This is a genomic window from Vibrio sp. Of14-4, assembly GCF_022347625.1.
Classification (GTDB): domain Bacteria; phylum Pseudomonadota; class Gammaproteobacteria; order Enterobacterales; family Vibrionaceae; genus Vibrio; species Vibrio pristinus.
In genome coordinates, this window is record NZ_JAKRGI010000001.1 from 376,489 (window position 1) to 400,281 (window position 23,793).

Annotated in this window: 26 protein-coding genes and 1 riboswitch; of the genes, 15 read left to right on the forward strand and 11 right to left on the reverse strand. The window is 41.3% G+C overall.

The window, feature by feature from the left end:
- Window positions 1–31: 31 nt before the first annotated feature.
- Window positions 32–1,741, forward strand: a complete 1,710-nt coding sequence (locus tag MHN79_RS01670) for a hypothetical protein (protein WP_239171410.1) — start codon at window positions 32–34, stop codon at window positions 1,739–1,741.
- Window positions 1,738–2,490 (forward strand): DUF3726 domain-containing protein, encoded by a 753-nt coding sequence (locus tag MHN79_RS01675; protein ID WP_239171411.1) that lies wholly within the window; start codon window positions 1,738–1,740, stop codon window positions 2,488–2,490. Before MHN79_RS01670 ends, MHN79_RS01675 begins: the two co-directional genes overlap by 4 nt.
- A gap of 46 nt (window positions 2,491–2,536) precedes the next feature.
- Here MHN79_RS01675 and MHN79_RS01680 read toward each other — a convergent pair whose 3' ends face one another.
- The 4 genes from MHN79_RS01680 to MHN79_RS01695 all read right to left on the reverse strand — a co-directional run bounded on the left by MHN79_RS01680 (window position 2,537) and on the right by MHN79_RS01695 (window position 6,126).
- Window positions 2,537–3,772, reverse strand: coding sequence for a hypothetical protein (locus tag MHN79_RS01680; protein ID WP_239171412.1), 1,236 nt, complete (start codon window positions 3,770–3,772; stop codon window positions 2,537–2,539).
- 124 nt (window positions 3,773–3,896) lie between these two features.
- Window positions 3,897–4,352, reverse strand: coding sequence for a hypothetical protein (locus tag MHN79_RS01685; protein WP_239171413.1), 456 nt, complete (start codon window positions 4,350–4,352; stop codon window positions 3,897–3,899).
- 184 nt (window positions 4,353–4,536) lie between these two features.
- Window positions 4,537–5,454 carry a hypothetical protein gene (locus MHN79_RS01690; RefSeq protein WP_239171414.1) on the reverse strand — a complete coding sequence of 306 codons (918 nt, stop codon included), beginning with the start codon at window positions 5,452–5,454 and terminating at the stop codon, window positions 4,537–4,539.
- Between the two features lie 102 nt (window positions 5,455–5,556).
- Window positions 5,557–6,126 (reverse strand): hypothetical protein, encoded by a 570-nt coding sequence (locus MHN79_RS01695; protein WP_239171415.1) that lies wholly within the window; start codon window positions 6,124–6,126, stop codon window positions 5,557–5,559.
- 185 nt (window positions 6,127–6,311) lie between these two features.
- On the opposite strand from MHN79_RS01695, the gene MHN79_RS01700 reads away from it, so the two are divergent.
- Window positions 6,312–6,758: a GNAT family N-acetyltransferase gene (locus MHN79_RS01700; protein WP_239171416.1), complete on the forward strand. Its 447-nt coding sequence runs from the start codon at window positions 6,312–6,314 to the stop codon at window positions 6,756–6,758.
- Window positions 6,718–7,185 (forward strand): hypothetical protein, encoded by a 468-nt coding sequence (locus MHN79_RS01705; protein ID WP_239171417.1) that lies wholly within the window; start codon window positions 6,718–6,720, stop codon window positions 7,183–7,185. Before MHN79_RS01700 ends, MHN79_RS01705 begins: the two co-directional genes overlap by 41 nt.
- Before the next feature lie 51 nt (window positions 7,186–7,236).
- On the opposite strand, the gene MHN79_RS01710 is transcribed toward MHN79_RS01705, so the two are convergent.
- Entirely contained in the window at window positions 7,237–7,968 is a 732-nt protein-coding gene (locus MHN79_RS01710; RefSeq protein WP_239171418.1) for an SDR family oxidoreductase, read from the reverse strand.
- Between the two features lie 28 nt (window positions 7,969–7,996).
- The gene (locus tag MHN79_RS01715; RefSeq protein ID WP_239171419.1) at window positions 7,997–9,478 is read right to left on the reverse strand and encodes a carboxypeptidase M32; all 1,482 of its coding nucleotides are present in this window, start codon (window positions 9,476–9,478) and stop codon (window positions 7,997–7,999) included.
- Window positions 9,479–9,704: 226 nt separating this feature from the next.
- Between MHN79_RS01715 and MHN79_RS01720 the strand changes: the two genes are divergently transcribed.
- Window positions 9,705–10,331, forward strand: a complete 627-nt coding sequence (locus MHN79_RS01720; protein WP_239171420.1) for a LysE family translocator — start codon at window positions 9,705–9,707, stop codon at window positions 10,329–10,331.
- 53 nt (window positions 10,332–10,384) lie between these two features.
- On the opposite strand, the gene pncB is transcribed toward MHN79_RS01720, so the two are convergent.
- Entirely contained in the window at window positions 10,385–11,626 is a 1,242-nt protein-coding gene (gene pncB, locus MHN79_RS01725; RefSeq protein ID WP_239171421.1) for a nicotinate phosphoribosyltransferase, read from the reverse strand.
- Between the two features lie 248 nt (window positions 11,627–11,874).
- Here pncB and MHN79_RS01730 point away from each other — a divergent pair, with 248 nt between their 5' ends.
- Window positions 11,875–12,588: an NUDIX domain-containing protein gene (locus MHN79_RS01730; protein WP_239171422.1), complete on the forward strand. Its 714-nt coding sequence runs from the start codon at window positions 11,875–11,877 to the stop codon at window positions 12,586–12,588.
- A gap of 18 nt (window positions 12,589–12,606) precedes the next feature.
- Window positions 12,607–13,260 (forward strand): isochorismatase family protein, encoded by a 654-nt coding sequence (locus MHN79_RS01735; protein ID WP_239171423.1) that lies wholly within the window; start codon window positions 12,607–12,609, stop codon window positions 13,258–13,260.
- A 56-nt stretch (window positions 13,261–13,316) separates the two neighbouring features.
- Here MHN79_RS01735 and MHN79_RS01740 read toward each other — a convergent pair whose 3' ends face one another.
- Complete coding sequence (locus tag MHN79_RS01740; RefSeq protein WP_239171424.1) at window positions 13,317–14,687, reverse strand: sodium:alanine symporter family protein; 1,371 nt, start codon at window positions 14,685–14,687, stop codon at window positions 13,317–13,319.
- 106 nt (window positions 14,688–14,793) lie between these two features.
- Window positions 14,794–14,894, reverse strand: a riboswitch (glycine riboswitch).
- A 395-nt stretch (window positions 14,895–15,289) separates the two neighbouring features.
- Between MHN79_RS01740 and MHN79_RS01745 the strand changes: the two genes are divergently transcribed.
- Window positions 15,290–15,532 carry a hypothetical protein gene (locus MHN79_RS01745; RefSeq protein ID WP_239171425.1) on the forward strand — a complete coding sequence of 81 codons (243 nt, stop codon included), beginning with the start codon at window positions 15,290–15,292 and terminating at the stop codon, window positions 15,530–15,532.
- Window positions 15,533–15,575: 43 nt separating this feature from the next.
- Here MHN79_RS01745 and MHN79_RS01750 read toward each other — a convergent pair whose 3' ends face one another.
- The gene (locus MHN79_RS01750; protein ID WP_239171426.1) at window positions 15,576–15,914 is read right to left on the reverse strand and encodes a 50S ribosome-binding protein YggL; all 339 of its coding nucleotides are present in this window, start codon (window positions 15,912–15,914) and stop codon (window positions 15,576–15,578) included.
- 248 nt (window positions 15,915–16,162) lie between these two features.
- Between MHN79_RS01750 and MHN79_RS01755 the strand changes: the two genes are divergently transcribed.
- From MHN79_RS01755 to MHN79_RS01785, 7 genes are all read left to right on the forward strand, one after another.
- Window positions 16,163–16,321, forward strand: a complete 159-nt coding sequence (locus MHN79_RS01755; RefSeq protein ID WP_239171427.1) for a hypothetical protein — start codon at window positions 16,163–16,165, stop codon at window positions 16,319–16,321.
- Window positions 16,322–16,339: 18 nt separating this feature from the next.
- Window positions 16,340–17,071: a chromosome partitioning protein ParA gene (locus MHN79_RS01760; RefSeq protein WP_239171428.1), complete on the forward strand. Its 732-nt coding sequence runs from the start codon at window positions 16,340–16,342 to the stop codon at window positions 17,069–17,071.
- 132 nt (window positions 17,072–17,203) lie between these two features.
- Window positions 17,204–18,976, forward strand: a complete 1,773-nt coding sequence (locus tag MHN79_RS01765; protein WP_239171429.1) for a bifunctional diguanylate cyclase/phosphodiesterase — start codon at window positions 17,204–17,206, stop codon at window positions 18,974–18,976.
- A 214-nt stretch (window positions 18,977–19,190) separates the two neighbouring features.
- Window positions 19,191–19,625: a GNAT family N-acetyltransferase gene (locus MHN79_RS01770; protein WP_239171430.1), complete on the forward strand. Its 435-nt coding sequence runs from the start codon at window positions 19,191–19,193 to the stop codon at window positions 19,623–19,625.
- Window positions 19,626–19,715: 90 nt separating this feature from the next.
- Entirely contained in the window at window positions 19,716–20,138 is a 423-nt protein-coding gene (locus MHN79_RS01775) for a GNAT family N-acetyltransferase (protein ID WP_239171431.1), read from the forward strand.
- A gap of 48 nt (window positions 20,139–20,186) precedes the next feature.
- Window positions 20,187–20,546 (forward strand): hypothetical protein, encoded by a 360-nt coding sequence (locus tag MHN79_RS01780; RefSeq protein ID WP_239171432.1) that lies wholly within the window; start codon window positions 20,187–20,189, stop codon window positions 20,544–20,546.
- A 91-nt stretch (window positions 20,547–20,637) separates the two neighbouring features.
- The gene (locus MHN79_RS01785; protein ID WP_239171433.1) at window positions 20,638–21,105 is read left to right on the forward strand and encodes a DUF3291 domain-containing protein; all 468 of its coding nucleotides are present in this window, start codon (window positions 20,638–20,640) and stop codon (window positions 21,103–21,105) included.
- Window positions 21,106–21,145: 40 nt separating this feature from the next.
- Here MHN79_RS01785 and MHN79_RS01790 read toward each other — a convergent pair whose 3' ends face one another.
- The gene (locus tag MHN79_RS01790; protein WP_239171434.1) at window positions 21,146–22,696 is read right to left on the reverse strand and encodes a DHA2 family efflux MFS transporter permease subunit; all 1,551 of its coding nucleotides are present in this window, start codon (window positions 22,694–22,696) and stop codon (window positions 21,146–21,148) included.
- A 2-nt stretch (window positions 22,697–22,698) separates the two neighbouring features.
- Window positions 22,699–23,754, reverse strand: a complete 1,056-nt coding sequence (locus tag MHN79_RS01795) for an HlyD family secretion protein (protein ID WP_239171435.1) — start codon at window positions 23,752–23,754, stop codon at window positions 22,699–22,701.
- Between the last annotated feature and the right edge of the window lie 39 nt (window positions 23,755–23,793).

Sequence of the window (23,793 nt, forward strand, 5' to 3'; positions counted from 1 at the left end):
AAACCAATAACAACAAAAGGTAGTGAGTAAAATGGATGCGCAAAAAACTACTGATACATCAATGTCACTGCGTGATAGAAATATTGTAATGGATGCTAAAAGGCTAGGTGTCATGCATCAAAATAGAATCAGTTTTGCACGCAGTCTAATCCGGAGAATGTCTCGAGAAAAATGGGAGTTGACCTGCCAGAGGTGGTGCTTGAATGAACTTGGCTATGGGCACGTGATTTATCGTTTAACAACAAAAGGAAATACGTATCACTTGGTTGTGTTTTGCCAAGAAATCTCTGACCAAGAAAGAAATGATCGTGTTATTGCTGAAAAATGGGACGTCACTTTTGCTCTTGTCATTGGCGATATTGACGGCCAACTGTTGGCATCTTTGCGTGATAATGTACCCGTGCAAGAAGCTGGGCGTTATAAAAATTGCGTCCTAGTTTTAGGGCGTGCAAACAAAAGTGTCCGTGTTTTCGACAAGCTAGTTACAAGTCTTGCACATGGCAGCCAACCTACTGTCGGGCTGCTTACAGAAACAGGTTATGTACTGCGGACAACGGCAGTATATGGCAATGGAAAGTTCGGGATCGCTGATTTTAAAACACTTGAGAACAACTCAGACTTTCGATATTCATTTAGTGCACAAATGTGCGCCGTCTATCTTCTTCGAGAGTTTAGTTTAGACTGGATTAACTTTTTGGCTAAGCAGATTGGAGGTAGTGAGGCTGTCACGCTGAATAAAGAACTAGCGCGGTATCTCGGTATTGGTAATGCGACGGGTTTAGGAATGGCGCCATATCTTATCAATCACCCATGTGTTGTCGATCAGTGGATGACCTCAAGGGAAAGGGCGCTATCTAGAACTCTATCTAGGTCTCCAGATAAGAATGTACGAGGTCGGTTTTATCAATTAATAGAGAGAGCGAGCCAACACTTTAAGCAAATACGCACTATCAACACGACTCAAGAATCAGCGAATTACCAAACGATAGTAGAACTGAAAGCCATGATTGAAGACTCGGGGGATAGCAGCCGCCATAATAAAACTTGGTCGGATGCATTTGAGTATTTTGCTGACTATTCGCCACAAACTCAGGAAGTGGCACTTTCTTGCTTGATGGAACTCTATCCCGAAGCTGTCGATGAGTTTGAGGAGCTGATGAATGCGCAAGAGGCGCTAACCATAGATGCTACTTATTCGGTGGGCGAGTTAAAGAAACTTATTGAGGAAAAGTATCGTTGGGCGATCGATGACGATTACTCTCAAGCTGAAAACACCCATTGGTTTTGGTATCGCTCGCAAGATAAAGAGGAACCTAGATTGGGAGTTCGTGGTCTTGAAGAAGGTGAAGATAAAGAGTTACCTCTTGATATTGGTCGCCAAGTAAATCGCCTTTATCACCAAGTGTGCGGCTATGATTCTCAATCTAGCATTGCTCAATTTTTGCTGCATTTTCCTCATTTTCGAACCATTGCTCGCAGAGTATGGACAATGGCTCATCGAGCCATGGGAGATATTCAAGTCAACATATTGAGAAACGATGCCTTACCGATTGACTTGCTACGTTGCAAATTAGCTATGCTCGGAGCTACTAAGTTTGATCCACGCTCTGATCGTTGGGTTCGAGTTACCTTTTTCCAAGGAGCGCCGCTATTTATTGATCTTAAGGCGAAGCCGCTAAATGATGACTGGCTATTTCCGCTACTACCAAACTGTGAGTCACAAGAGGGGGCGGTAGTATGATGGTATCCTACAACGAGTTGTTTTCAGCGGTTGAGAAAGCCTTTCGAGGGGAGCAGCGCTTATGTGGTGAAGCGGATATCATAGCCGCTATGGTAGTGGATCTTCAGATGCTTGGTCTTGATGGTGTGCGCCAATTTAACCAAGCGAGTCGGTGTTATGGCTGGGGGCCAGATAATGCCATGCAATACCGTGATGTCAATGACAATAAGCTAAGCTTTGACTTGGGCTACGGTAGTCTTGCTTGTCATTTTCCGATTGTGATTGATGTCGCGATGGATTGCCTAACTCAAGCTGAGTCTATTTTTATCCGTATTGCACGATGTAACCATCCTTGGTTCATTCATGGTGAGCTATTACAATTGGCGATAAAAGGAAAAGCGTCCAGAGCAAGTTGGTTCGATAAGGACAGTGCTAGGCAAATTTTCTATGTGTTAAACACGGGGCAGACAGCGCCGGAGATTACTTATCAAGATGTCGCCGAACATCATCGATCTATGGGTGATATTGTTGACATTGAAATTTCAAGCAGCGATTTTGAGTTACCTAAAGATGAGATGGAGGGCTCTCGCCATGTACATTCTCATCAGTTACTTGCAACCAAAGAACTAGCGTGGCGAGATGGCATTTTTGTAGAGGATGAAGAATGGGATTACCTTGTTATTCAGTCAAAGCGTAACCTTGTCGCAACCAATGAGCGTTCAGAAAAGGGGGCAGGTGAAACTCTGTCTAAACCCGGGTGCTTCAGCTAGGTGAAGGTTTAAGATATATAGCCAAGGCATTCGCCTTGGCTTTTTATTAGACAGTGGTTGTTTGATATTTTGGCGTGCTTTGCACGGCAAACTCTCGTCCGTCGAGTAAAACTTTGCCTTGTTTAAGTTCGTTTAATCGTGCGTTTATTACGCCATCTGTACTGGAAAAATCGATTTTGTAACTGCCAATATATTCTTGTACGTATTTTGTTGACAGTGACTTGAGTTTGTTGATGTAAACCACTGCTTTATCAAATTCGCCTTGTGATACGGCTTCAAGTTTTGGTGTCAAAAGTTGAGCAAATCGGTAGGGATGACCGACAAACCCGCTTCCCATCACAAGAGCAGCTACGATTGGAGTCGTTACTACCGCACTTTGAAACCACTCTGAAAACATTTTGTGGTCCTTGAGCATGCTGGCATTAGAGGTCCGGTTAAGCCACTCTTTTCTCGCTCGCTCTAATGTGTTTTGTAACAATGACCGCTGAACAAAAAAGTCGACCAACTTAATAATGCGTTCTAGTACGCTGATGATAAGACTGACCAAGGAACCGACACCCACAGCCGTGGCACCTGCAATTCCAGCTACAGTTAGCGTAAAGTCTTTTATGCCACCAAGTGCTCCAGCTGCTGAATGGCGGGCGAGACTTTTAGATATGATACTGGGATGACCACCCAACAATTCAACGCCTCTCCCTTGATATATCTGGGTGATAAGGTCTTTTGATTTCAATACCGATTTTTTTACATCAGAATAGAGAGCGGATGCACCTCGCACGTGTCCCCATCCAGGAACCACACTCGCTAAATTACCAGCGAATTTACTAATAAGCCAAGTACCTACTTCAGACAACCATTCTATCCCATGAAGCAAGTCGCCATAAATGTGCTTTATCTTATCGAGCAATGTACGAAAAAAGTCTGCAAACAGATCCTTAATGCTATTTTTCACCGAGGAAGTGACTTCAGATGCTTTTTTGACAGCTTTAGATAGTTTTTTCGCTGCTTTCGAATTCTTTAGCTTCGCCATTGCTTCAGTGTTACTTAGCAGACTATCTGCGGCATTTTTAAAATCTGACAAGGGTTCAGTGCCTACGACAAATGCACCGAAAAAGTGTGCGTTGGATATGGTAGCTATTTTGGCAATTTCGGTACTCGCAAGCATGTACATGGCGCCCATACGAGCATCGGCCATTTCAGCAATCTGAACACCTCTTGCCGATTGAGATGTTTTTCCAAACATTTTATCTTTAATGAACCGCTTCAGTAGATTCATTTTCATATCAGCCTCCAGCACAAAGTACAGCAGCATTAATTATGCTGATTCGATTTATGTGTTTATCAATAGTCTAGGTTTCTATTGATAAATTTAACAGTTTAGTGGTGTTTGGTTTCAATGAACTAGCTCAGAATCTAGAGAACGGTCGTATTTGGGGACTTAGCAATGAGTTATCAGTATTCTCGATATTAGAATAATCGGCTAACTTTCTATTCCAGTCTTCAGCTTCTTTTACTAGAGATTCTAGCGTCATAATAATGAATTCTTTTCGGATGTCCGTTGTTTTAATGGTCTTGTAAACAGTTATGTTTTTTGTGCCTTCTAGGACTCCTATTCCGATACCATCGCGAAATGGTTCTATGGCTTTTGAAGCAAAATCAGAGAAAAAATCAGAGTGTATGGTATTTGGCACTTTATTGTGGGTGGTAACCGATAGTTTGAGTTCTCGATTATCATGATTTACACAAGTAACAAGAAGAAGAGGATCACTATCTTGACTTTGTAGTATACAGCTAAACTTTCCCGAAGCATCGAATTTGGCATCAATACCTAACTCTTCAAAAGTATCTACTACTACATTCATTATTTTACCCTTCTATTATGGTTATTTAATCATGAAGACTTGATATTAAAAATGGCGCACTGCCTGACAATTATTCACAGCTATTCAAGTTGAGGTTATAGACAAGCCTATCTCTACCTGATCGAGTAGCGCTTAAACTATTAGCACTACTCGCCAGGGAATTTAAAGGCCTCCAAAGGTACCTTTACAACATGTAATCTTTGTATTCGTCTTGTATCTTGCTAAGGTTCGGTGGTGTCTTCTGCATTTCTTTTACGAACTCTGATATATCCGTATCAGGTTTAAGCTCAAGTTTCTTAGCCAGTTGAATAGCGGCATAAATGGTATAACGTCCGCAGTTTGTTCCATCTGTTAAACTTTGAAAGTTGGTACAAAGTGGAGTGATTGTAGTGCCTTCGTAATCACTCGATTCGCGCCAGTTTCGCTTTGGGTCAATGATGTATGTCTTTTCACCTTGGACCACTCCCAATACAGCATGCCCGGTTGGTCTAAGCGGTCTTTCTGTCAATCCAATGGGTATGAGTAGTGTGTCATGGTGTGAATTAGCATCTTTAATCCGATTAATGGTGCTATCGAGATTAGCGAGAGTCGATTCTTGGCCGTTTATGATGCCAATATTACATCCTTGACAAAACGCCTCTCCCAGTTCACCTTTGATTGCTTGAGAAATATTACTTGGTTCGAGCCTTCCTGTTTTATTTATTTCTTTACGAACTTTGCTTTGTTGATCCATCAACAATTGATCACTATCATCGAATTTATCGAGCTTTTCAAAATCATCTACCGAATTTTGTCTGCTAATTGGGGATTGATTTCCCAAGTTATTCTGGTTTAATCCAGCTTGCCTAATAAAATTTTCTAGAGTGTTTGCCCGAGTTTCAGTGGTTAAACCCCGTGCAAAAAAATCATAGATTGCGGTCAAAGGCCTAAAAAAATTGCTCAATAGCCCAGAATAGTCGCGACTTACTCCTATTTCTCCATTTTCCAAGGTGGTTGCAGTATATGAGTGTCCGTTGAGTTGGATTGTTGTTGTTGAATTGCTTTTTAACTCATGGCTATGTTCTTTGATGCCTTCGATAGAATTAAGCGAAATTAAATTCATAGTTATTTCCTACTTACACTAAGTTGTTGAATGAAGAATCCTCTACGTAACTAAGAGATAAAATTGCTTATAGATTGATTCAGAATTCGATTTTATAGCCGTTCACCACATGTATTTAGCATATTCGTGCTGAATCTTTGTTAGATCTGGCCGCTTCATGGTTTTTATTAGCTGAGTTAGATCGGCGTTTGGGTTATGGTGAAGCGATTGGCCAAGTTTTATGGCCGCATTAACCACATATCTGCCGCAGTTGGTTCTATCCGAGAGATCTTGAAATCCAGTACTCAAGGCGGTGATGTTCGAACTGTAATCGAAGTTACGTAAAGGGTTTAATTTTGAATCTAAAATATACATACGCCTTTTTTGGATAAGGCCAAGGACGATGTGGTCGCATGTTCTAAAATGCCCTCTTTCTTTAAGACCCATTGGAATCATTACAGGTATTTTGGGATCTTGCGCATCTCTTATCGTTTCAAGTTTATAGCTCAGAATACTCAAAGGTATCCAAAAGCCGTTAATGATAGTCAGTTTATGAGAAGATAACCTTTGGTTCATGATGTTATTCACATCACCTATAGTCAGCATACGTGTTTTCTTTGACTCTTGGTGGGTTTCAATACTATCTGAAGTATCAGAAAAATGTGTTTGAGACCTTTCTATAACTGATTCCATCGATATGACCTGAATAATTTTCGAACAATGAAACCAGACTATTATTTTTGCCGGTATTTTTTATATCATTAACTGGTCATGCCAGATTTGATGGTTGTGTTGTGATAATTAATAGAGTGAGTTGGCTGAGGTTACTGGCTTATAATACAATATTAATCACACCTTAATTAGGCATTATTAGGTATATGGATATTCAGCTAAAACAAATAATAAGCGATGAGTTTGATAGCCTATTTTCAGTTGTGAAACAGGGGTTGTTCACTCATGTTGATTCAGTCTTTGGTTGGTGCGATGAATTTCAGTCCAATCGCTTAAAAAATGATTACGAGCCGCATTGGTTTCATTGGGTTTATCTCAATGACATGCGAGTTGGCATATTATGTTTCAAGCCTTACGACAATGCACTTCATGTACATTTACTCATTGTTTTTCCTGAATTCCAAAATCAGAAAATAGGTGAAAGAGTTATGAATAGGGTTCACGAAATGGCGCATAAGCAAGGCAGAACGTATGTAACCTTATCGAGCTTTGTTATAAACCAGCGAGCCATAAGCTTCTACCAATCTCTTGGTTATCAGGTCACGGAAAGTGATGAAAGTTTCGTTTCTTTGTCGCTTAACATTACCTCATAGCAAACGGCAGAATACCGGAATTCAAGTAGGTGGCGATAATGTATTGGTGAGGGATAACCTTATCTATCGTAGTGGTGGTAACGGCATGATGCTCGACGGTGATAATCTGCAAGTGATTAATAACAAGATAGTTTCGCCAGGTGAAAATGGCATTTTTGCGCGTAATGCGGCGCAACAAAATTCGCAAATTAGCGGTGGTTTACCTCATTTGTACCAAGATAATTTAATCGTTCACCCCGTAATCTATGGCATAACACTGTATGCGATAAATACCGCATCAGCTCATATCATTAGGGATAACACCATTGAAAATGACGGCCGACTCGATGCTGCAAGCCGGCCAATGACTTTCTCGTTTTTAGACGACCAAGTTGAACGCGTGTTGTATAACAATCAACACTATATTTATGATGCGATTAGCGACTAGTTTACCTTTACCGCCTGCAAGCTACTTGATGGATGTAGACGGGTATCTATATCAGTATTGAACCTGATTCACTGATGCACCGTCTACATACCAATTTGCACCAGAAACATAGCTAGCTCTCGCACTAGAGATAAAAACCACCACATTGGCGACTTCTTCAGGAGTCGCCAAACGATTCATCGGGTTTCTCGCCAATACTTTTAAAAACTCATCTGGTTTTTCTTGTTTTACATTTCCCCATAATCCATTTTCAACATAGGTATCACCGGGAGAAACGGTATTTACTCGAATCTCTGGTGCGTGAGTCAAGGCTAATGATTTCATATAGTGTGCCATCGCGGCTTTACCAGCACCGTAGGCTTGGGCATTTTTTTGGCTCAATCCACCTGCCTTTGAGCCAATATATGTAATTACAGGAGTCGATGAGCAAGTCAATTTATGGATAACGGTCTCTATATTAGATTGAGTGCTGGTAATATCGACCCTGACCACTTCCTCCCATGAATCACTCAATGCACTCACATTTGGCACAAATACATCAATTTCTGGAATCGTGTCGATCCATGCTTCGAACTCATTTCTATTACATACATCAACCACCGCAGCATGCACACTATGGTCGAATTCCCCCAACTCATTCACTGCTTTTTCAATTTTTGTCGCAGTTCGCCCACAAAACCAAACCTCTGCTCCTTCTTGCAGAAAAGCGCGTACTATCGCAAATCCTATCCCTGAAGACCCTCCGGTCACAACAACACGCTTTTTATTTAGTAATAAATCCATGATGACTTCTCATTAATAATCAAAACAATCAGAGATAACGACTTCTCAAGTGGTTTTGGAAATGCGCCGCATTGAGGGTTTCGCCTGTTGCTTGTTTGACTAACTCGTCTGTGGTCAACAAGCTTCCCTTGCTCCAAATGTTATCAGATAGCCAGTTAAAGATTGGTGTGAGGTCTCCCGATTGAATGGCAGCATCCACATCGATACTCTTTTGCATTGACGCCATAAATTGCGCTGCATACATAGCGCCTAAGGTGTAACTCGGGAAGTAACCAAATGCTCCGTCTGTCCAGTGGATATCTTGCATACAGCCATTGCGATAGTTACCTTCGGTTGAAAGGCCAAGATAGGTTTGCATTTTATCATTCCACAACTCAGGAACGTCTGTGTGCTTGATTTTTTCATTAATCAGGTCACGTTCAATTTCATAGCGCAGTATCACATGAGCAGGGTAGGTGAGTTCATCGGCGTCTACGCGAATAAAGTCTTTTTTCACGCGTGTATAGAGCTTGTAAAAGTTCTCTTGTGAGAAAAGCTCAGGATTATGCCCATCAAAATGTTTTGCGGCATAGTTTGCTAAATGGGCGATAAAGCTGTCACTTCGACCTATTTGCATTTCAAAAAACAGTGATTGAGATTCATGAATACCCATAGAACGGGCTTCGCCGGAAGGAAGACCTGATAGTGATTTGGGTAACCCTTGCTCGTAGCGAGCATGGCCAGTTTCATGAATAATCCCCATTAATGACTGAGCGAACTCATTCTCATCATAGCGAGTGGTAATGCGAACATCTGAAGGTATGCCACCACAAAAAGGGTGCATACTCTCGTCCAAACGTCCGTGGTTGAAGTCAAATTGCAGCATCTTCATGATTTCCAAACCCAACGCTTTTTGTTTCGCTGATGAAAATTCTCCCTCAGGCATTAGGTATTGATCACTGGACTGTTTTTCGATCGCTTGGTTGATAAGACCAGGTAGCCAACTTTTTACATCTGAGAAAAGCGTATCAAGGGAGTCAGAGTTGGTGCCTGGCTCATAGATATCCAACATAGCGTCATAAGGTGTTGTGCCATTTGCCTCTGCTCGGATCTGGGCTTCTTCTTGAGAAAGTTGAACTACTTCTGCCCAGTTTTTTTCAAATCCAGCCCAGTCATTGTCTTTGCGCTGAGTTCGCCATGCATGTTCACATTTAGAGCCTGCTAAAGATTTGGCTTGGACTAGGGACTCTGGTAGCACGTTGGCTTGTTGCCATTCACGCTTTAGCTCGCGTAGTGTTGCTTTGTCTGCTGATTCAAGAGGCTCATTTTCTGCTTGGTTAAACCATTCTTCTAGCTGAGGCAGTGTGTGCAGATTATGGATATGGACAGATAATTCAGCCATGGCTTCAGAGCGAGCTTGATTGCCGCCGCCTGGCATAACCGCCGCTTGGTCCCAGCCGCAGATAGCCGCAAGGTGATTGAAATGAGAAATCTTTTTTGAATGCTGCTTTAGTTTTTCAAATGCGCTCATTAGCGTTCTTCCTTGACTATTAATAAGGCTAAAAGTGTATCAATCTCAAACTCTGTTACCAAGTGTTCCCAGTTAATAATGCGATTAATTATCTGTTATATCTCACGTTATGGAATCATATTCGTTAACCCTAAATAATTATTAGTGTTTTCCAACAAGGCAATTTGGTGTTAAAAAGGGCAGTTAAATATCAAAGTACTTCAGAGGTCCTTGTTTAGGAGTCAGGATGATCGCTAATATCGAAGCCTTTTTAATTGCCATTACTATTTTGACCTTAACCCCTGGCCTAGACACGGCATTAGTGATACGAAACGCCTCCCGTGGAGGAGCGAAAGATGGGATAGCTGCCAGTCTTGGCATCTGTTTTGGTCTGTTTGTTCATGCGACCTTGTCCGCTGTGGGCATTTCGGCAATTTTAGCCCAGTCAGCGCAGTTATTTAGTATGGTCAAAATGATAGGCGCTGTTTACCTTATTTGGCTGGGGCTAAGTACACTTAAGGCTCTCTACAAAGGAAATTCTGATACCATCAATTGGTCAGGAACTCAAAACCAAAGCAGCATAAAACGCTCGGTTAGAGAAGGCTTTTTATCGAATGTGCTTAACCCCAAAACGGCGGTATTCTACTTGGCTTTTTTACCTCAGTTCATAAACCCTGAGGGTTCGGCAATCGTCCAAACAATGACGATGGCAAGTATTCACTTTGTAATCGCAATGATTTGGCAAAGTGGTTTAGCTGTGTCGTTAAGTTGCGCAAAAAACATGATCGGTAACACGAACTTCATGCGTAGGATGGAGGCAACGACGGGCGTTGTTTTGGTAGGGTTAGGTATCAAGTTAATGAGCGAAGACTGAACCAAGTATGATTTAGCGCCTAACTTAAGGCGCTAAAAAGGTATTTTATTGACTTAACTTGCTTTATCGAGTGTGTTTGGTAAGCCAAAGCGCTGTTTTAAGTCAGTGAGGAAAATCGGGTCTTCACACATGGCTTTTTCTGGCTCATCGCTAATTTTTGCAACTGAAGAACCATTGCACTCTGTCATTTTTATCACCATAGACAAAGGCTGATAGCTATTCCTATCATTAGACCAATCGCCCATATCATTGGCGAGAAATGTACCGATTCCGAAGCTGACTTTCGCTCTGTCACCAAAGTACTGGCAGATTTCCAACGCTTTTTCGAAGTTCAATCCGTCGGTAAATATCAGAGTCTTGGATTTTGGGTCGATACCGAGCGATTGGTAGTGAGCTAATATTTTATCGCCCCAATCAAATGGGCTGCCAGAATCATGGCGAACTCCCGCATAGGCTACTGCTCTTTCATAGGTGAAGTCTTTTAAGAAAGCATCAATACCTATGGTATCGGTTAAGGCGATTCCTAGAGTGCCATTAAACGCTTGGTGCCATGTGTCTAAGGCAACTTGTTGAGAAAACGCGGGATTACCAAACTGTTGATGGGCCATAAACCACTCATGAGCCACGGTCCCTATTGGTTTTATACCAAACTGTTTGGCGAGGTGATAATTACTGGTGCCAGACATCAAGTCTGGAGCATGTTGGCTTAGGTAACGGATAAGCTCATATTGCACTTTTGAGCTGAATCGACGACGGCTTCCCATCTCGGAAAACTGAAAATTGGTGATTTGCCTTTTGTCTAATTCAGCTCTTAGGAAAGCCATTTTCTTTTCGAGAGTTTGTGTAAATTGTTGCTCTGGAATGCAGCCCCAACGCGCCTTGTTGCGCACCTCTGAAATAATACTCATCACGAGCGTTTCGTAGAGAATCGTTTCGTGCCAAATGCCACTTATTGAGACGCGCAGCTGCCCATTAACGACATTCACTGCCGTTTGCTGCATGGGCTTGAATCTAAATTCGCCTAGATAGCGAAAAAAGTCCTCATCGAGATAAGTAGCTTGATTCTTAAGGTAACCAATTTCTTTATCACTAAATTGGTAGTTGGCTAGTTGATTGATTTCTTGAGTTACTTGAGTTTTTAGGTCAGACAGATCTTCGTTGGAACGAACGATGAGCTCATAACGAACTTGAGTATTAGGGTAGTACTTACGAGCCGCGAACATCATATTGATTTTATATACGTCAAGATCTAATGCACTTTGGATAATCGTATCGTTAAACAGTGAAGCGCTCATCAAGCCTATCCTAACTGTGTCTGTTATGTTGATTTAGGGGACTTTAATCAAACAGTACATGGTTTGTCAAATTATGTTACTAACTTGTATTGTGTAGATTTGATCTAATTCATAGTAATCATTCTAATTTAACTCATATATATAGCAATGCTATTTAATGAGGTTAGTCACTATTTGTTACTTTCTTATTGACCCGCAACATTTCAGTGGTAAGGTACGTGACAGTTTAAGAACTTTGAGAATCGATAATGATTGTCACAATCGACATGATATGCCTCAGACTCGGTGAGCATGGACTGGAAACCTTGTTGATTAAAAGAGCCAATCCAGAGCGTCCACAGCCAGGCCTTTGGGCTATTCCCGGTGGGTTTGTTTTTGAGCAAGATATGTCTCAAAATGGCGGGCAAAAAGCTGATCAAGATTTCGAGGCAGCGCGCAAACGCATTTGTCGCCAAAAGATTCACACATATCCAAATTACATTAGCGAACCTATGGTTGACGGCAATCCCAAGCGTGATCCAGACGGTTGGAGTGTCACCATTGCCCATTACGCGCTTGTTAATAAAGCCAATATTGAACAAATAGATAATTGTGGCTTGGGGCAAGAACATCTCAAGTGGTTTCCGTTAAATACTATCTTAGATAATCAAATGGAACTGGCTTTTGATCATGCGGAGTTAATTCAATTAGCTTGGAAAAAGCTTAGAGCAGCAGTGGAGTATACCTCGGTTGCTCTGTTCACTTTGGATAAAGAATTCTTAGTCTCAGACATCATAGCGGCTTACGCAAAGTTTGGTGTTGAAGTAAACAGAATGACAGTCAAACGACGCCTTATCGATACCGGTGTTATTGTCAGTGCAAAAAAAATGGCCTCGACCAATCGAGGAAAAGGTGGAAAACCTGCTCAGGTATATAGTTTGGCTGAAAATACGGTAACGTATTTTCAAACTTGCCTGCGTTAGAGGTGCTAGGAGTAAGTCATGTTTTTACAAACGGTGAAAGTAGAAAAAAGTAAAACCGCGTCAATTGATGTTGATCCTCAAAAAGGTTTTAGTCAGCTATGTCCAAATGAGCTTCCTGTTGCTGGTGCTCTCGAGATAGTGGGCGAGTTAATCGAAAACCACAGCAAGGCTGACTTTTGTTTAGTGTCGAGAGATATGCACCCATCAGGTGCTGCTTGGGAAGCGGAAAAACCAGAAAACATGCTTGAGCCAGTCGGCCTTCCGGAGGTTGATATTAAATGGAATCCGCATTGTATCGTGGGGACGTTAGGAGCAGAACTACTTCCCGGTTTGCCACAGATTCGAGATTACGATTTCCAGATAAATAAAGGTATGGACCCTGATGCTCATCCCTATGGGGCTTTTTATCATGATCAAGCGGACGTTTTGTCGACTGGTGGAATTGAGTATTTGCGAGCTAACAAAGTTGAAACCGTTATCGTGGGCGGTTTAGCGTTAGACTTTTGTGTAAAAAAATCGATAGAACAATTGTTAGACGCAGGCTTTAAAGTGATTTTAAATTTAGCCTCTACGCGTGCAGTATTCCCTGAAAATGTAGACCAATTGACTCACGAATTTTTTGACAAGGGAGTAAGTTTGGTCGAAGGGGCGGGGAGTATAATCAGCGAATAAAGAGTGAAATAAACAATGCGAAGTTATTAGGCTTCGCATTGTATACACATTATGAATTAAGCGATTGCTTTGTTTGTTGTGGCCCGGTTGAACTGGCTAAAGTAAAGTTTGGTCTCTTCGACAACGACATTGCGCAGGGCAAGTAAGCCAATCAGGTTGGGGATTGCCATCAGTCCGTTAACAATGTCGGCAAGTATCCAAATCATGTCGAGGTGTAAAAATGCACCGGATGCGACTAGAGCAACAAATACTATTTTGTAAGGTAAAACAGCTTTCGTTCCTAATAAAAATACCACGCAGCGCTCACCGTAATAGTTCCAACCTAGAATCGTTGTGAAGGCAAAAAATATAAGGCCAGTGGAAACAAGCATAGGACCGAGTGTTGCTGAATCAAGTCCGACAGCAAAGGCATGAGTCGTCATTGCTGCGCCTGAGAAGTCACTTTGCCACGCTCCAGTCAGAATTAGAGCCAGCCCAGTCATGGTGCATATTATGATGGTGTCAAAGAAGGTTCCTGTCATTGAAATTAGACCTTGCTTCACGCAAGAATCTGTTTTAGCTGCTGCGGCAGCCATAGGAGCGCTACCAAGACCAGATTCATTGGAGAAAACGCCTCTTGCAATGCCTGATTGAATCGCAAGCATGATGCTTGCCCCTAAAAAGCCTCCTGTTGCAGCGCTAGAGCTAAAAGCGGAAACAAGAACAAGTTGGATGGCAGGGATCAACTGATCGGCATTAACTATGATGACGCCAACACATGCTAATACGTAAAATATTGCCATTGCAGGGACGACTTTACCTGCCACTTTAGCGATTGATTTAATGCCACCTAAGGTGACGAAAGCGACCAAAAGTGTCAGCGTAATCGCGGCGAATGAACGTGGCACACCGAAAGATATTTCGCTTGCATCGAGAATCGCGTTGACCTGAGGAAACGTTCCGATACCAAAGCAGGCAACGAGTAGGGCAAAAATAGCAAATAAGGTTGCAAGAAGTTTAGAGCCCACGCCATCTTGAAGGTAATACATAGGCCCGCCGATCATTTGGCCATTAGCATCCACTTTTCTGTATTTAACCGCGAGGAGACATTCCGCATACTTGGTGGCCATACCAAAAAGAGCCGCAAGCCACATCCAAAATAGAGCACCAGGACCACCTAGCTTAATGGCGGTGGCGACACCAACGATATTACCTGTACCAATAGTGGCAGAAAGAGCGGTACATAAAGCGGCGAAACTAGATACATCTCCTTGTTTGTTTGAGTCGTGCTTACTAAACAGCATGGTTAATGCTTTTGGCAGGTATCTAAACTGAAGTAGTCCTAAACGAAACGTGAAATAAACACCAGTACCGACAAGCAGTATCAATAGTGGAGGGCCCCAGACAAAGTTGTCAATTGTGGTAAGTAAAGATTGAAGATTGTTCATGAATTCCCCATAGTGATAAATGTTACTAAGGAGAAGAGTGAAAGCGCACAGACAATGGCTCAAGCCAAAATTTTGGACAAAAAGTTTACTTTATCTGCGTTATTCTTTGCACTCCTCTGTCCTTTTGCCTGAAAGTTTCACTCACTAATTTGTCGTGAGCTTGCTCCTTCGGCGACCGATTAAACGGTTCTCTCCAGAGGTTCCTCCAATGACAGTCCACGCTGCATGCACAGCACCTGAAAGATTTACTTCTTCGGTAGGTTATTCGGCCATTTGTATGCAAATTGGCGAAAAACCACTCTCCTGCCATCTTCATTGGAACGATTGTTTAATTACTAAACAAAAGCGAGTCGAAAGTGTGGTTACAATCGAAGTGTGAAATTTATCATGTTTATTGTGCAATTCAATGTATTTTTTGATTAAAGATATTGTCTGGAAGAGTCTTTTGAATTTTTATGTGTTATTTTGACGCACAAATATTGCGTGTCATTATGACTCTATTTTCAAGTGGGTTAGTTTAAGCTGTTGATAGTTATGAGTTATTAAAGTTGGCAAGGGAAATGCTATGTATAAAGGAAATGAACGTAAGCACTGGAGTCATTATGTTTAATCAACCAACTCGCGATACATTTAAAACACTATTGGCTGTTTCAAATATCGGTTTAGGCATTACTTTTTTAGCACTGGTTGTCAGTGTGATCATTGCGTATCCATATGCTGATGCCTTCAGTATAGAGGCGCAGGTAGCCGCGCATATCAGTACTATTATCATTGCGGCATTTTTGAAGGTGAGTTATGTCACTCGATGTCTAGCGCAATATAACTTAGGTCTTGAAGTAAGGTGAAGAAGATAGGTAACGCCTGTTTGGCGTTACCTGCCGCTAAGTGCTAGAAGTAGTTTGCGTCTACTAATTCGCCAACACGAACTGCTTTTACGTCTTGGCGAGCTTCAAGCCAAGAAACAACTTTTGCTTGTTGCTCACTGCTAACACTTTTATATCTCTCTGCATGGCAGATAAAGCCTTCAAAAAGCTCTAGGCCACCTCCGCCGAAACTCAAGTCTAAAGCGTCGATGTAGTCAATAAACTCATCAACAAAGGTATCGTAGCTATCAAAGTCTTGTATCTTTGTATCACAGCTTACTTCAAATCCGAGCATCGCAAACTCACCAAGAAATAGTTTCTTTTGAATGCGACGCTTTTTGTTATCTAACTTGAATGGTTTCATTATCATTACACCTTGGACATAAGATCACTAGTTATACCTTATTTTTAATGTCCACCCAATATTTGTGAGCTGTGTTATGTGAAATAACTGATTGATGCACAGTAGTTTGAGACAAAGTTGATATCTTTAAATGATTATTTGGGTCAAAAGCGCGTAAAACAGACTTGGCGCTGACCTTAGAGCCTCAAAAAATGGTATAACTTAAAGCAAGAAAGAGGAAAATTTGTTCGGTTGGCTAAGGAGAGTGTATGACGAGATTGATCGCTATCGTATTTTTGGCTGCATTGGCCTTTGTACTGATTCGATATCGGACCAATGAAAAACTGCAAAAATATGTCGTTATTACCATGATTTCAGGCTTTTTAATCTACACCTCGGCTTTAGTCGTGACCGAACTAATGCGTTAATTCAGTAGGAGCAAAAAAGTGAATAACGAGTCTAATGTAGAAAATGATGATGTCGTAGTTATCGAAGAAAGAGATAAACGGAGCTACCTGTACATAATCATTGCTGGTTTACTAGGAGCTGCTCTAGGTGGACTTATAGGCTCATCTTTGACTTCTTCCAAATGGCAAGAGGCATACCACGGTTTAGAAACCAAATATCAGCAATTAGTGGAAGAGAAAAAGCAGTTAACTGATGAAGTTGAAGACAAAGTGGCTCAGGTTGATGCTGAGATCCAAGCTAAGTTAACTAAGGCGATAAATGAAAAGAAACACACTTTTGATGAAACTATAAAAAGCTTAAATGATCAGGTTGCTGAATTGGAAAAAGTGAACCTTTCTCTAGAAGAGCAACTCAACGAGCAGAAACAAAATATTGCCCAAGCGACACAAGAAAATCGCAAGTTGAATAGACAAGCGGATATGCAAGCGACCATGTTTGAGCGTTCAAGAGAGTTATTTCAGCAGGAGCTTAAAGTCAAGCAAGAGCTAGAAGCATTGGAAAAAGAGCGTGATGATCTTCAACCAAAGTTGAAGCAATTAAAAGCTGATTGTGATTTGTATTTAGCGGGAACCTCGTGGGAAGCTAAGTCAGATGCCTGCGATAAACAAGACGAAGCTAATTCTCGTTTAAGTCATGTTAATCAAATGATTCGTGTGCATCAAATGGATCTAAAGCAAATTAAGGCACTAGCAAGTGAGTTAGGTTTGTAAATCATTCCGCTGGGTTTGAGACAAAAGCCTCCTAATAAGGAGGTTTTTTTATACCAAATTAGTCAAGGGAATAATTAAAGACTAGGTTTAAGTAGTGTGATGACGTCTGTTGAGTAATTGTAGGGTAGTAAGGTGAGCAAAAATGTTGGTGTAGAATGGATGACAATGATCGCAGACCTTGCTTACTTGTGTTCTGTTGCAGTTATCTCATATGGTTTAGTCACTCAACCCCATGTATGGAGTAACGTTTTTCTTCTAGTGCCAATGGCGATGGTTGTTGCTTTATGGGTGTCCGATCGACGAATAAAGCATCTATTTGCCTTTTCTGCGGTCGCTTTATTTATTGTGGGAGGGTTGATAGAGCCGCTGGAAGTAGGTGTTATTCGCAGTGGACTCATTCTTATTCCTCTGTGCTATGTTGTCCTTTCCCCTGGCTCTATGTGGCCTATTGCTGTGGCTGCGGTGCTCATTAATGGATATCTTTATCAACTAACGTCTCTGGATGTTGGCTTATTTATAGAGATAGCGGCCCAAGCGAGTGCTATCTCTATTTTTGCGACTTTGATGGCTTATTTTTATATAGAGACCCGCAAGCAGGCTCAAATTTATCAACTCCAAAGTATTACGGACTTTTTAACAAAGTTGCCTAACCTGCAAGCATTTTACGAAGATATCAAAGAGGTTAATCAAGATAATGCCGAGCGATTTGGAATATTGCACATAGGTTTAGATGGTTTTAAACACATAAATGATCGTCTTGGATACCGATATGGTGACATGTTACTCGTTGCTTTCGCTCAACATATCGACCGTTTGATCGGAGGTTATGGTAAGTTTTACCGCCTTGGGGGCGATGAGTTTGCTTTGGTTGTTGAGAATACTGAAGTCAGACCTACATTGGTCGAAGCTGTTGATGTCCTTCGCCGACATGAAAAAACCTTATTCAATATGGAAAACACCAGTCATCGACTAGGTTTCGGTGTTGGTATTGCTTTAGCAAAAGATGCGCCTGACAACATTGAGGTTTGGATTAAAAATGCGGATTTTGCTCTTTACAAAGCGCTTTCGCAAGGTGCTGGTTCTGTGTGCTGGTTCGATGACCAGTTGCTGAATGAGACCATTCGCCAGCATCAGATTGAGACAGAAATAAAAGCGGCACTTCTCAGTGATCAGTTTGTTTTGTATTATCAGCCTAAAGTCTCGATTGAAGACGCAAAGATCATCGGGGCCGAAGCGCTTATTCGTTGGAAGCACCCTCAATTAGGCTCTATTTCGCCCGCAGAGTTTATTCCAATTGCAGAGAAGACTGCACAAATTGTACCTTTGGGTCAGTGGATCTTGCGCAAAGCTTGTGAACAAGTGCAAGCTTGGCATGTTGAAGGTATTGATATTTGTGTCTCAGTAAACGTCTCCACGGTTCAATTTGATGATGCTGACCTCTTCAAGGCTATCTGTGAAATTCTTAGAGAGGTTCAACTTCCTTCACACCTGCTACAGATTGAAATTACTGAGTCGACGTTAATGAAGGACCCTGAAGGTGTGACTGAGATATGTAATCAATTAAGAGCGTTGGGTGTATCAATCGCAGTGGATGATTTTGGTGTGGAATACTCGTGTTTGAAATACTTAAAGCATCTGCCAGTTGATGTTCTAAAAATAGATAAGTATTTCGTCAACGAGTGCGCAATACATGAAGCGGATCGGATCCTACTCAAAACAATAGTCCAAATGGGGCATAGCCTAGATATTAGCGTAGTTGCGGAAGGAGTAGAAAATGAGCAGCAGCTCGAAGTGTTACGCCAAGAACAATGCGACGCCTATCAGGGTTACTTGTATTCTCAACCTCTGACACCGAGCGAGTTTATATCCTTAGTTGAACATCATAACCAAAGTATGAAAGAGTAATCGGTTTTGTTTTCTTGCCTCGACTCAGAGCTGTAAGAAACCATAATATGGCACGGTAATGTCTTTCATTTATCGTGCATCGTGATGCTTCTTTATTAAAACTAACTGAAATGAATACGTATATATGAAATTGCTGAGCTCAACATGATATTGAGTTTTCTATTTGTCTGTTGCATCATGGTGTCTATATAAAATTGATGAGCTTAAATTATAAATGACAATTAATAACACCTCGTGCAATGTTTCTATTTCTCCCCTAGATTCAACCCACTTAATCGACGTTCAGAATATTACATTGGCGGATGAGCAAGAAAAATATGCAGGAAATGCTGAAAACTTCCTTAGTTCAGGTAGCGAAACCATGCATCTTTACGTTATTAAAAGTGGCAGTAAACCCGTGGGTTTTTTCAAAATTGACACCCTGTATTCTGACAACTTTTCATTTTGTTCTCAAAATAGTTTAGGTGTAAAAGCGTTTGCAATAGATATTAATTGTCAGGGAAAGGGGATTGGTACTCTGGCAGTCAAGGCTTTATTGTCATATCTTGACGTTAATTATGCCCAATATAAAAGCGTTTATTTAACAGTCAATTGCAAAAATCCAGCAGCCAAAGCATGTTATCATAAAGGTGGTTTTCTTGATACTTAACAGCTCTACTTAGGTGGTGAAGCTGGACCTCAGCATATCATGTACGCCGATATAGGTAATCGATAACTTTATGGAAGAAGGCTAAATGCTATGAACGTGCATTTCTTGGAAAAAGCCCCATATGATGTAAAAGTGCTACAAGTACTGTTACAACTTCGCCCCAATTATAGTTTGGAAGGTTTATCTCAGCAGATAGAAAAGCAGCAGCAGGATGGATATAAAGTTGCATATGTAAAATCAGATGATCAAATCCTCGCTGTTTCAGGCTTTTGTATCGGTGAAAAGTTAGCATGGGGTAAATACATGTATATTGATGATCTAATTACTAACGAAGTATGCCGTGCGACTGGGGTTGGTACATTTTTACTTAGCTGGTTAAAGACCTACGCCAAGGAAGCGGGTTGTGCTCAGTTGCATTTAGATTCCGGTGTACAGCGATTCTCTGCGCACCGATTTTATTTATCGAATGGGTTCAATATTGCCAGTCATCACTTTTCTCTCTTGGAATTGTGATAGGTTTTAACCGAGAAACCTAACAAAACCTCTCAGGCGTAATGATTAATGAGATTAAACAAATATTTACTTCCAATAATTTTGCTTACTATGTATGGGTGTAGTGACATAGTTACTAGTGAGTATCCAACATACCAAAGTGCCGAAGAAGATGACCTATTTCAGCGTGGCTGGCTACCTGCAATTATACCAAGGTCAGCAATAGAAATTGTCGTTAATAACAACTTTGATATTAATGAATCATCAGGAAGCTTCGTCTTATCCAGTGATGCAATGCTTGATTTTAAAGAGAGGCTGAAACCTACCGAAAAGCAAGAGCAACTATTATATGTTAGTGGTGAAAGTGAATGGTTTTTTGATTTTTCTGATAAAAAGGTTATTTATTATAGCTTAAGGTCTTTAAACTAATAAAATCGCTTAAAGCTTGACTTTGAAAATAAGAAAAAGGATAACATATCTAATATTAGAAAATTAAATTCGTTTTTACAGGGAAGTTAAAATGAAACTAGCACAACTCAATATCGCGCATGCTAAATATCCATTAGATCACCCCAATATAAAGGACTTTATCGACAACTTGGAGAGAGTCAATGCTATTGCCGAACAAAGCGAAGGGTTTATTTGGCGACTTAAAGATGATTCAGGGGACGCAACAAGCATTCAGCTTTTTGATGACCCAAATATCATAGTCAATATGTCAGTATGGGAAACGGCAGACTCTCTCAAAGACTTTATGTTTCGCACTATTCATAGAGATTTTATGCGCCGAAAAAAAGAATGGTTTCATCAAGTCGCAGAAGACACTTACGTGCTTTGGTGGATAGAAGACGGCCATATTCCCACGCCGCAAGAAGCTATTGAGAGACTTGACCACCTTAGAACAAACGGTGATACCCCTTTCGCTTTTACTTTTAAAACAAATTTTACTGCTGCTGACCTATATGCAGATAGGCATGGAGTCAGCTAAGTTAAGAAGCACTTAAAGGCATCTTAACTATAGACCTGACTTAATCTTTCATACTTAGTATCAGTACAGCCGCTATCGCTAAAAATATGCTCATAATTAAAAACACATCGTTATAAGCCATAATTGCAGCATCACGCTGCATGGTGTTAAGTAACACAGCTTCTGCTTGCTGAATTGCTGTTACAGCGTCACTCCCTGATTGCACGAAGTATGACTGCTGCTCACGCAATGTATCCCACGCCGTGGTACTAACGTAGGGTAGTGACTCTTTAATGTGAGATAAGTGCTCACGAGTTTTGTTATCTAACAAAGTTGCAATGATAGCAATGCTAAAAGCGCCTCCAAGGTTGCGCATCACATTGGTTAATGTGGATGCATCAGGAGTATTATGATTATCGATATTCTTCATTGCGACCAAAGACAGGGGAACCATAATGAATGGGCTTCCTACCGCCCTAAGAAGCATTGATAGAATAAGTTGCTGTCCGCCAAAGTCGATAGTCATATGTGTATTGACGAAACAACTTAAGCCAAACATAACAAAGCCAAATGTAACCAAGTACTTGGGCTTTATGACTTGTGTGAGCCTTGGTACTAATGGGAAAAACAGTAACTGTGGGAAGCCCATCCACATGAGTACTTGGCCTATTTCCATAGCGTTAAACTGTTGAATTTGCGTTAAGTAGAGGGGTAGTACATAAATAGAACCCAGTAATGCCATCCCTAAGATCAGGTAAGCGATACATGAGAGAGCAAATTGACGGTCCCTGAGTAATCGGAGATTGACCAGTGGCTTTTTGTGTTGCAGCTCGTTGATCACAAAATAGATTAAACTAACAGCAGAGATAGCGCTCAGAGCAATAATAAATTGAGAGCTAAACCACTCTTCGCGATTGCCTTCCTCGAGCACCACCTCGAGACAGCCAAGTCCTATTCCCATTGTTGCGATGCCAAACCAATCTGCTTTTTTAAATTTTGAAAAGCTAGCTACCTCATCTTCTAAGCCATAACGAACCATCACGATAAGTAGAATTGCTGGAGGAACGTTGATGTAGAAAATGTAATGCCAAGAAAGGTTCTCGGTTAGCCAGCCGCCAAATGTCGGCCCAATTGCCGGTGCAAAGGTGGCGGTGACACCGAATAAAGCCATACCCACAGCACGTTTGTTTAGAGGAAGTAGTTGAACAACTAAGGAGAAAGCGAGTGGGATCAATGCACCTCCACTGAAACCTTGCATAGCTCGAAACACAATCATTGATGTCATATTCCAAGACAATGAACACAACAGTGAGGATAAGGTAAAGATGCTTGTTGTCCATGTGAGGTATCTGCGCTTGCCTAATACCTGAGATAGCCAACCACTGAGTGGGATAGCTATCATTTCTGCGACTAAATAGGATGTTGATATCCAGGAGCTTTCATCGAGTGTGGCGGACAGCGCGCCTTGAATATCTTTTAGTGATGAATTGGTGATTTGGATATCTAAAATAGCCATAAAAGCACCAATCAAACCACCAATCAAAGCAATCCAATTTTTGATCGGTACTTCATTCTCAATGGATGTAGGAGTGTAGGTAGCATTTACAGACATGGTTAACCCCGAGTGTCTATTGTGGTGACAACAGACAGTCCGGGTAGTAGCCGACCTTTAAGACTTTGTTGATTGGGTATAGTGATTTTAACCGGTACTCTCTGAACAACTTTTGTAAAATTGCCTGTTGCATTCTCTGGAGGAAGTAGGGCAAATTTTGCCCCTGTTGCTGGAGAAAAGCTGTCCACTACGCCTGTTAGAGGCTGATCAGGGAAAGCATCAAATTCAATGCTCACTTTTTGCCCCTTATGAATATCGCCAATTTGCGTTTCTTTAAAATTGGCTTCCACCCAAATATTACTCGTAGGTACAAGGCTCATTAGCGGGGTTCCGGATTGAACAAGGAGCCCTTGGCGCACACTTCTTTTTCCAATGATACCGTCTGCGGGAGCGTAAATTTTTGTATAACTCAAATTAAGTTCAGCTTGGTCAACATCCACTTTAGACTCTGTAATGGATGCTTCAGCTTGACGAATGTCACTGTCAATTACGGACAGTTGGTCATGAGCCGCGACTAAGTTAGCATTGGCTTCATTCAGTTCTGCAAGAGCGACTTTCTGCTGTGCGAGCATATCATCGACTTCGTCTTGGGAAGCATAATTCTTCTTGCGTAGACTACGTGAACGTTCCAACTGCTGAGTGGAACGTTGATATTCAGCTTTAGCTGAATCTACGCGACTTTCAGCCTGTCTTATTTGACTTTCTTGTAAGGTTCTTTGTGCCGATAGATTATCGATACTTGATTCTGATACCGCAAGGTGAGCTTTTGCTTGTTCAAGTTCAGTTACATAATCTCGTGGATCAAGCTCAACCAGTAAATCTCCTTTCTTTACTTTCTGGTTATCGCTAACGAAAGACTTGGCAATATAACCGGAGACTTTTGGTCGTATAGTTGTTATATCTCCTTGCAGGTAAGCGTTATCGGTGGATTCAAAGTATCGAGCGTACCCAAGCCAATATCCAATGCAGAGTATGGCGATAATCATTATCGCACTGGTTGCGATAAACAGGACTTTATTGCTTTGTTTCTGCGGTCTGATATGGGTTGAATCCGTCATGCTGTGTCTCTTATCGTTATTGTTAATGAGCACAAATTG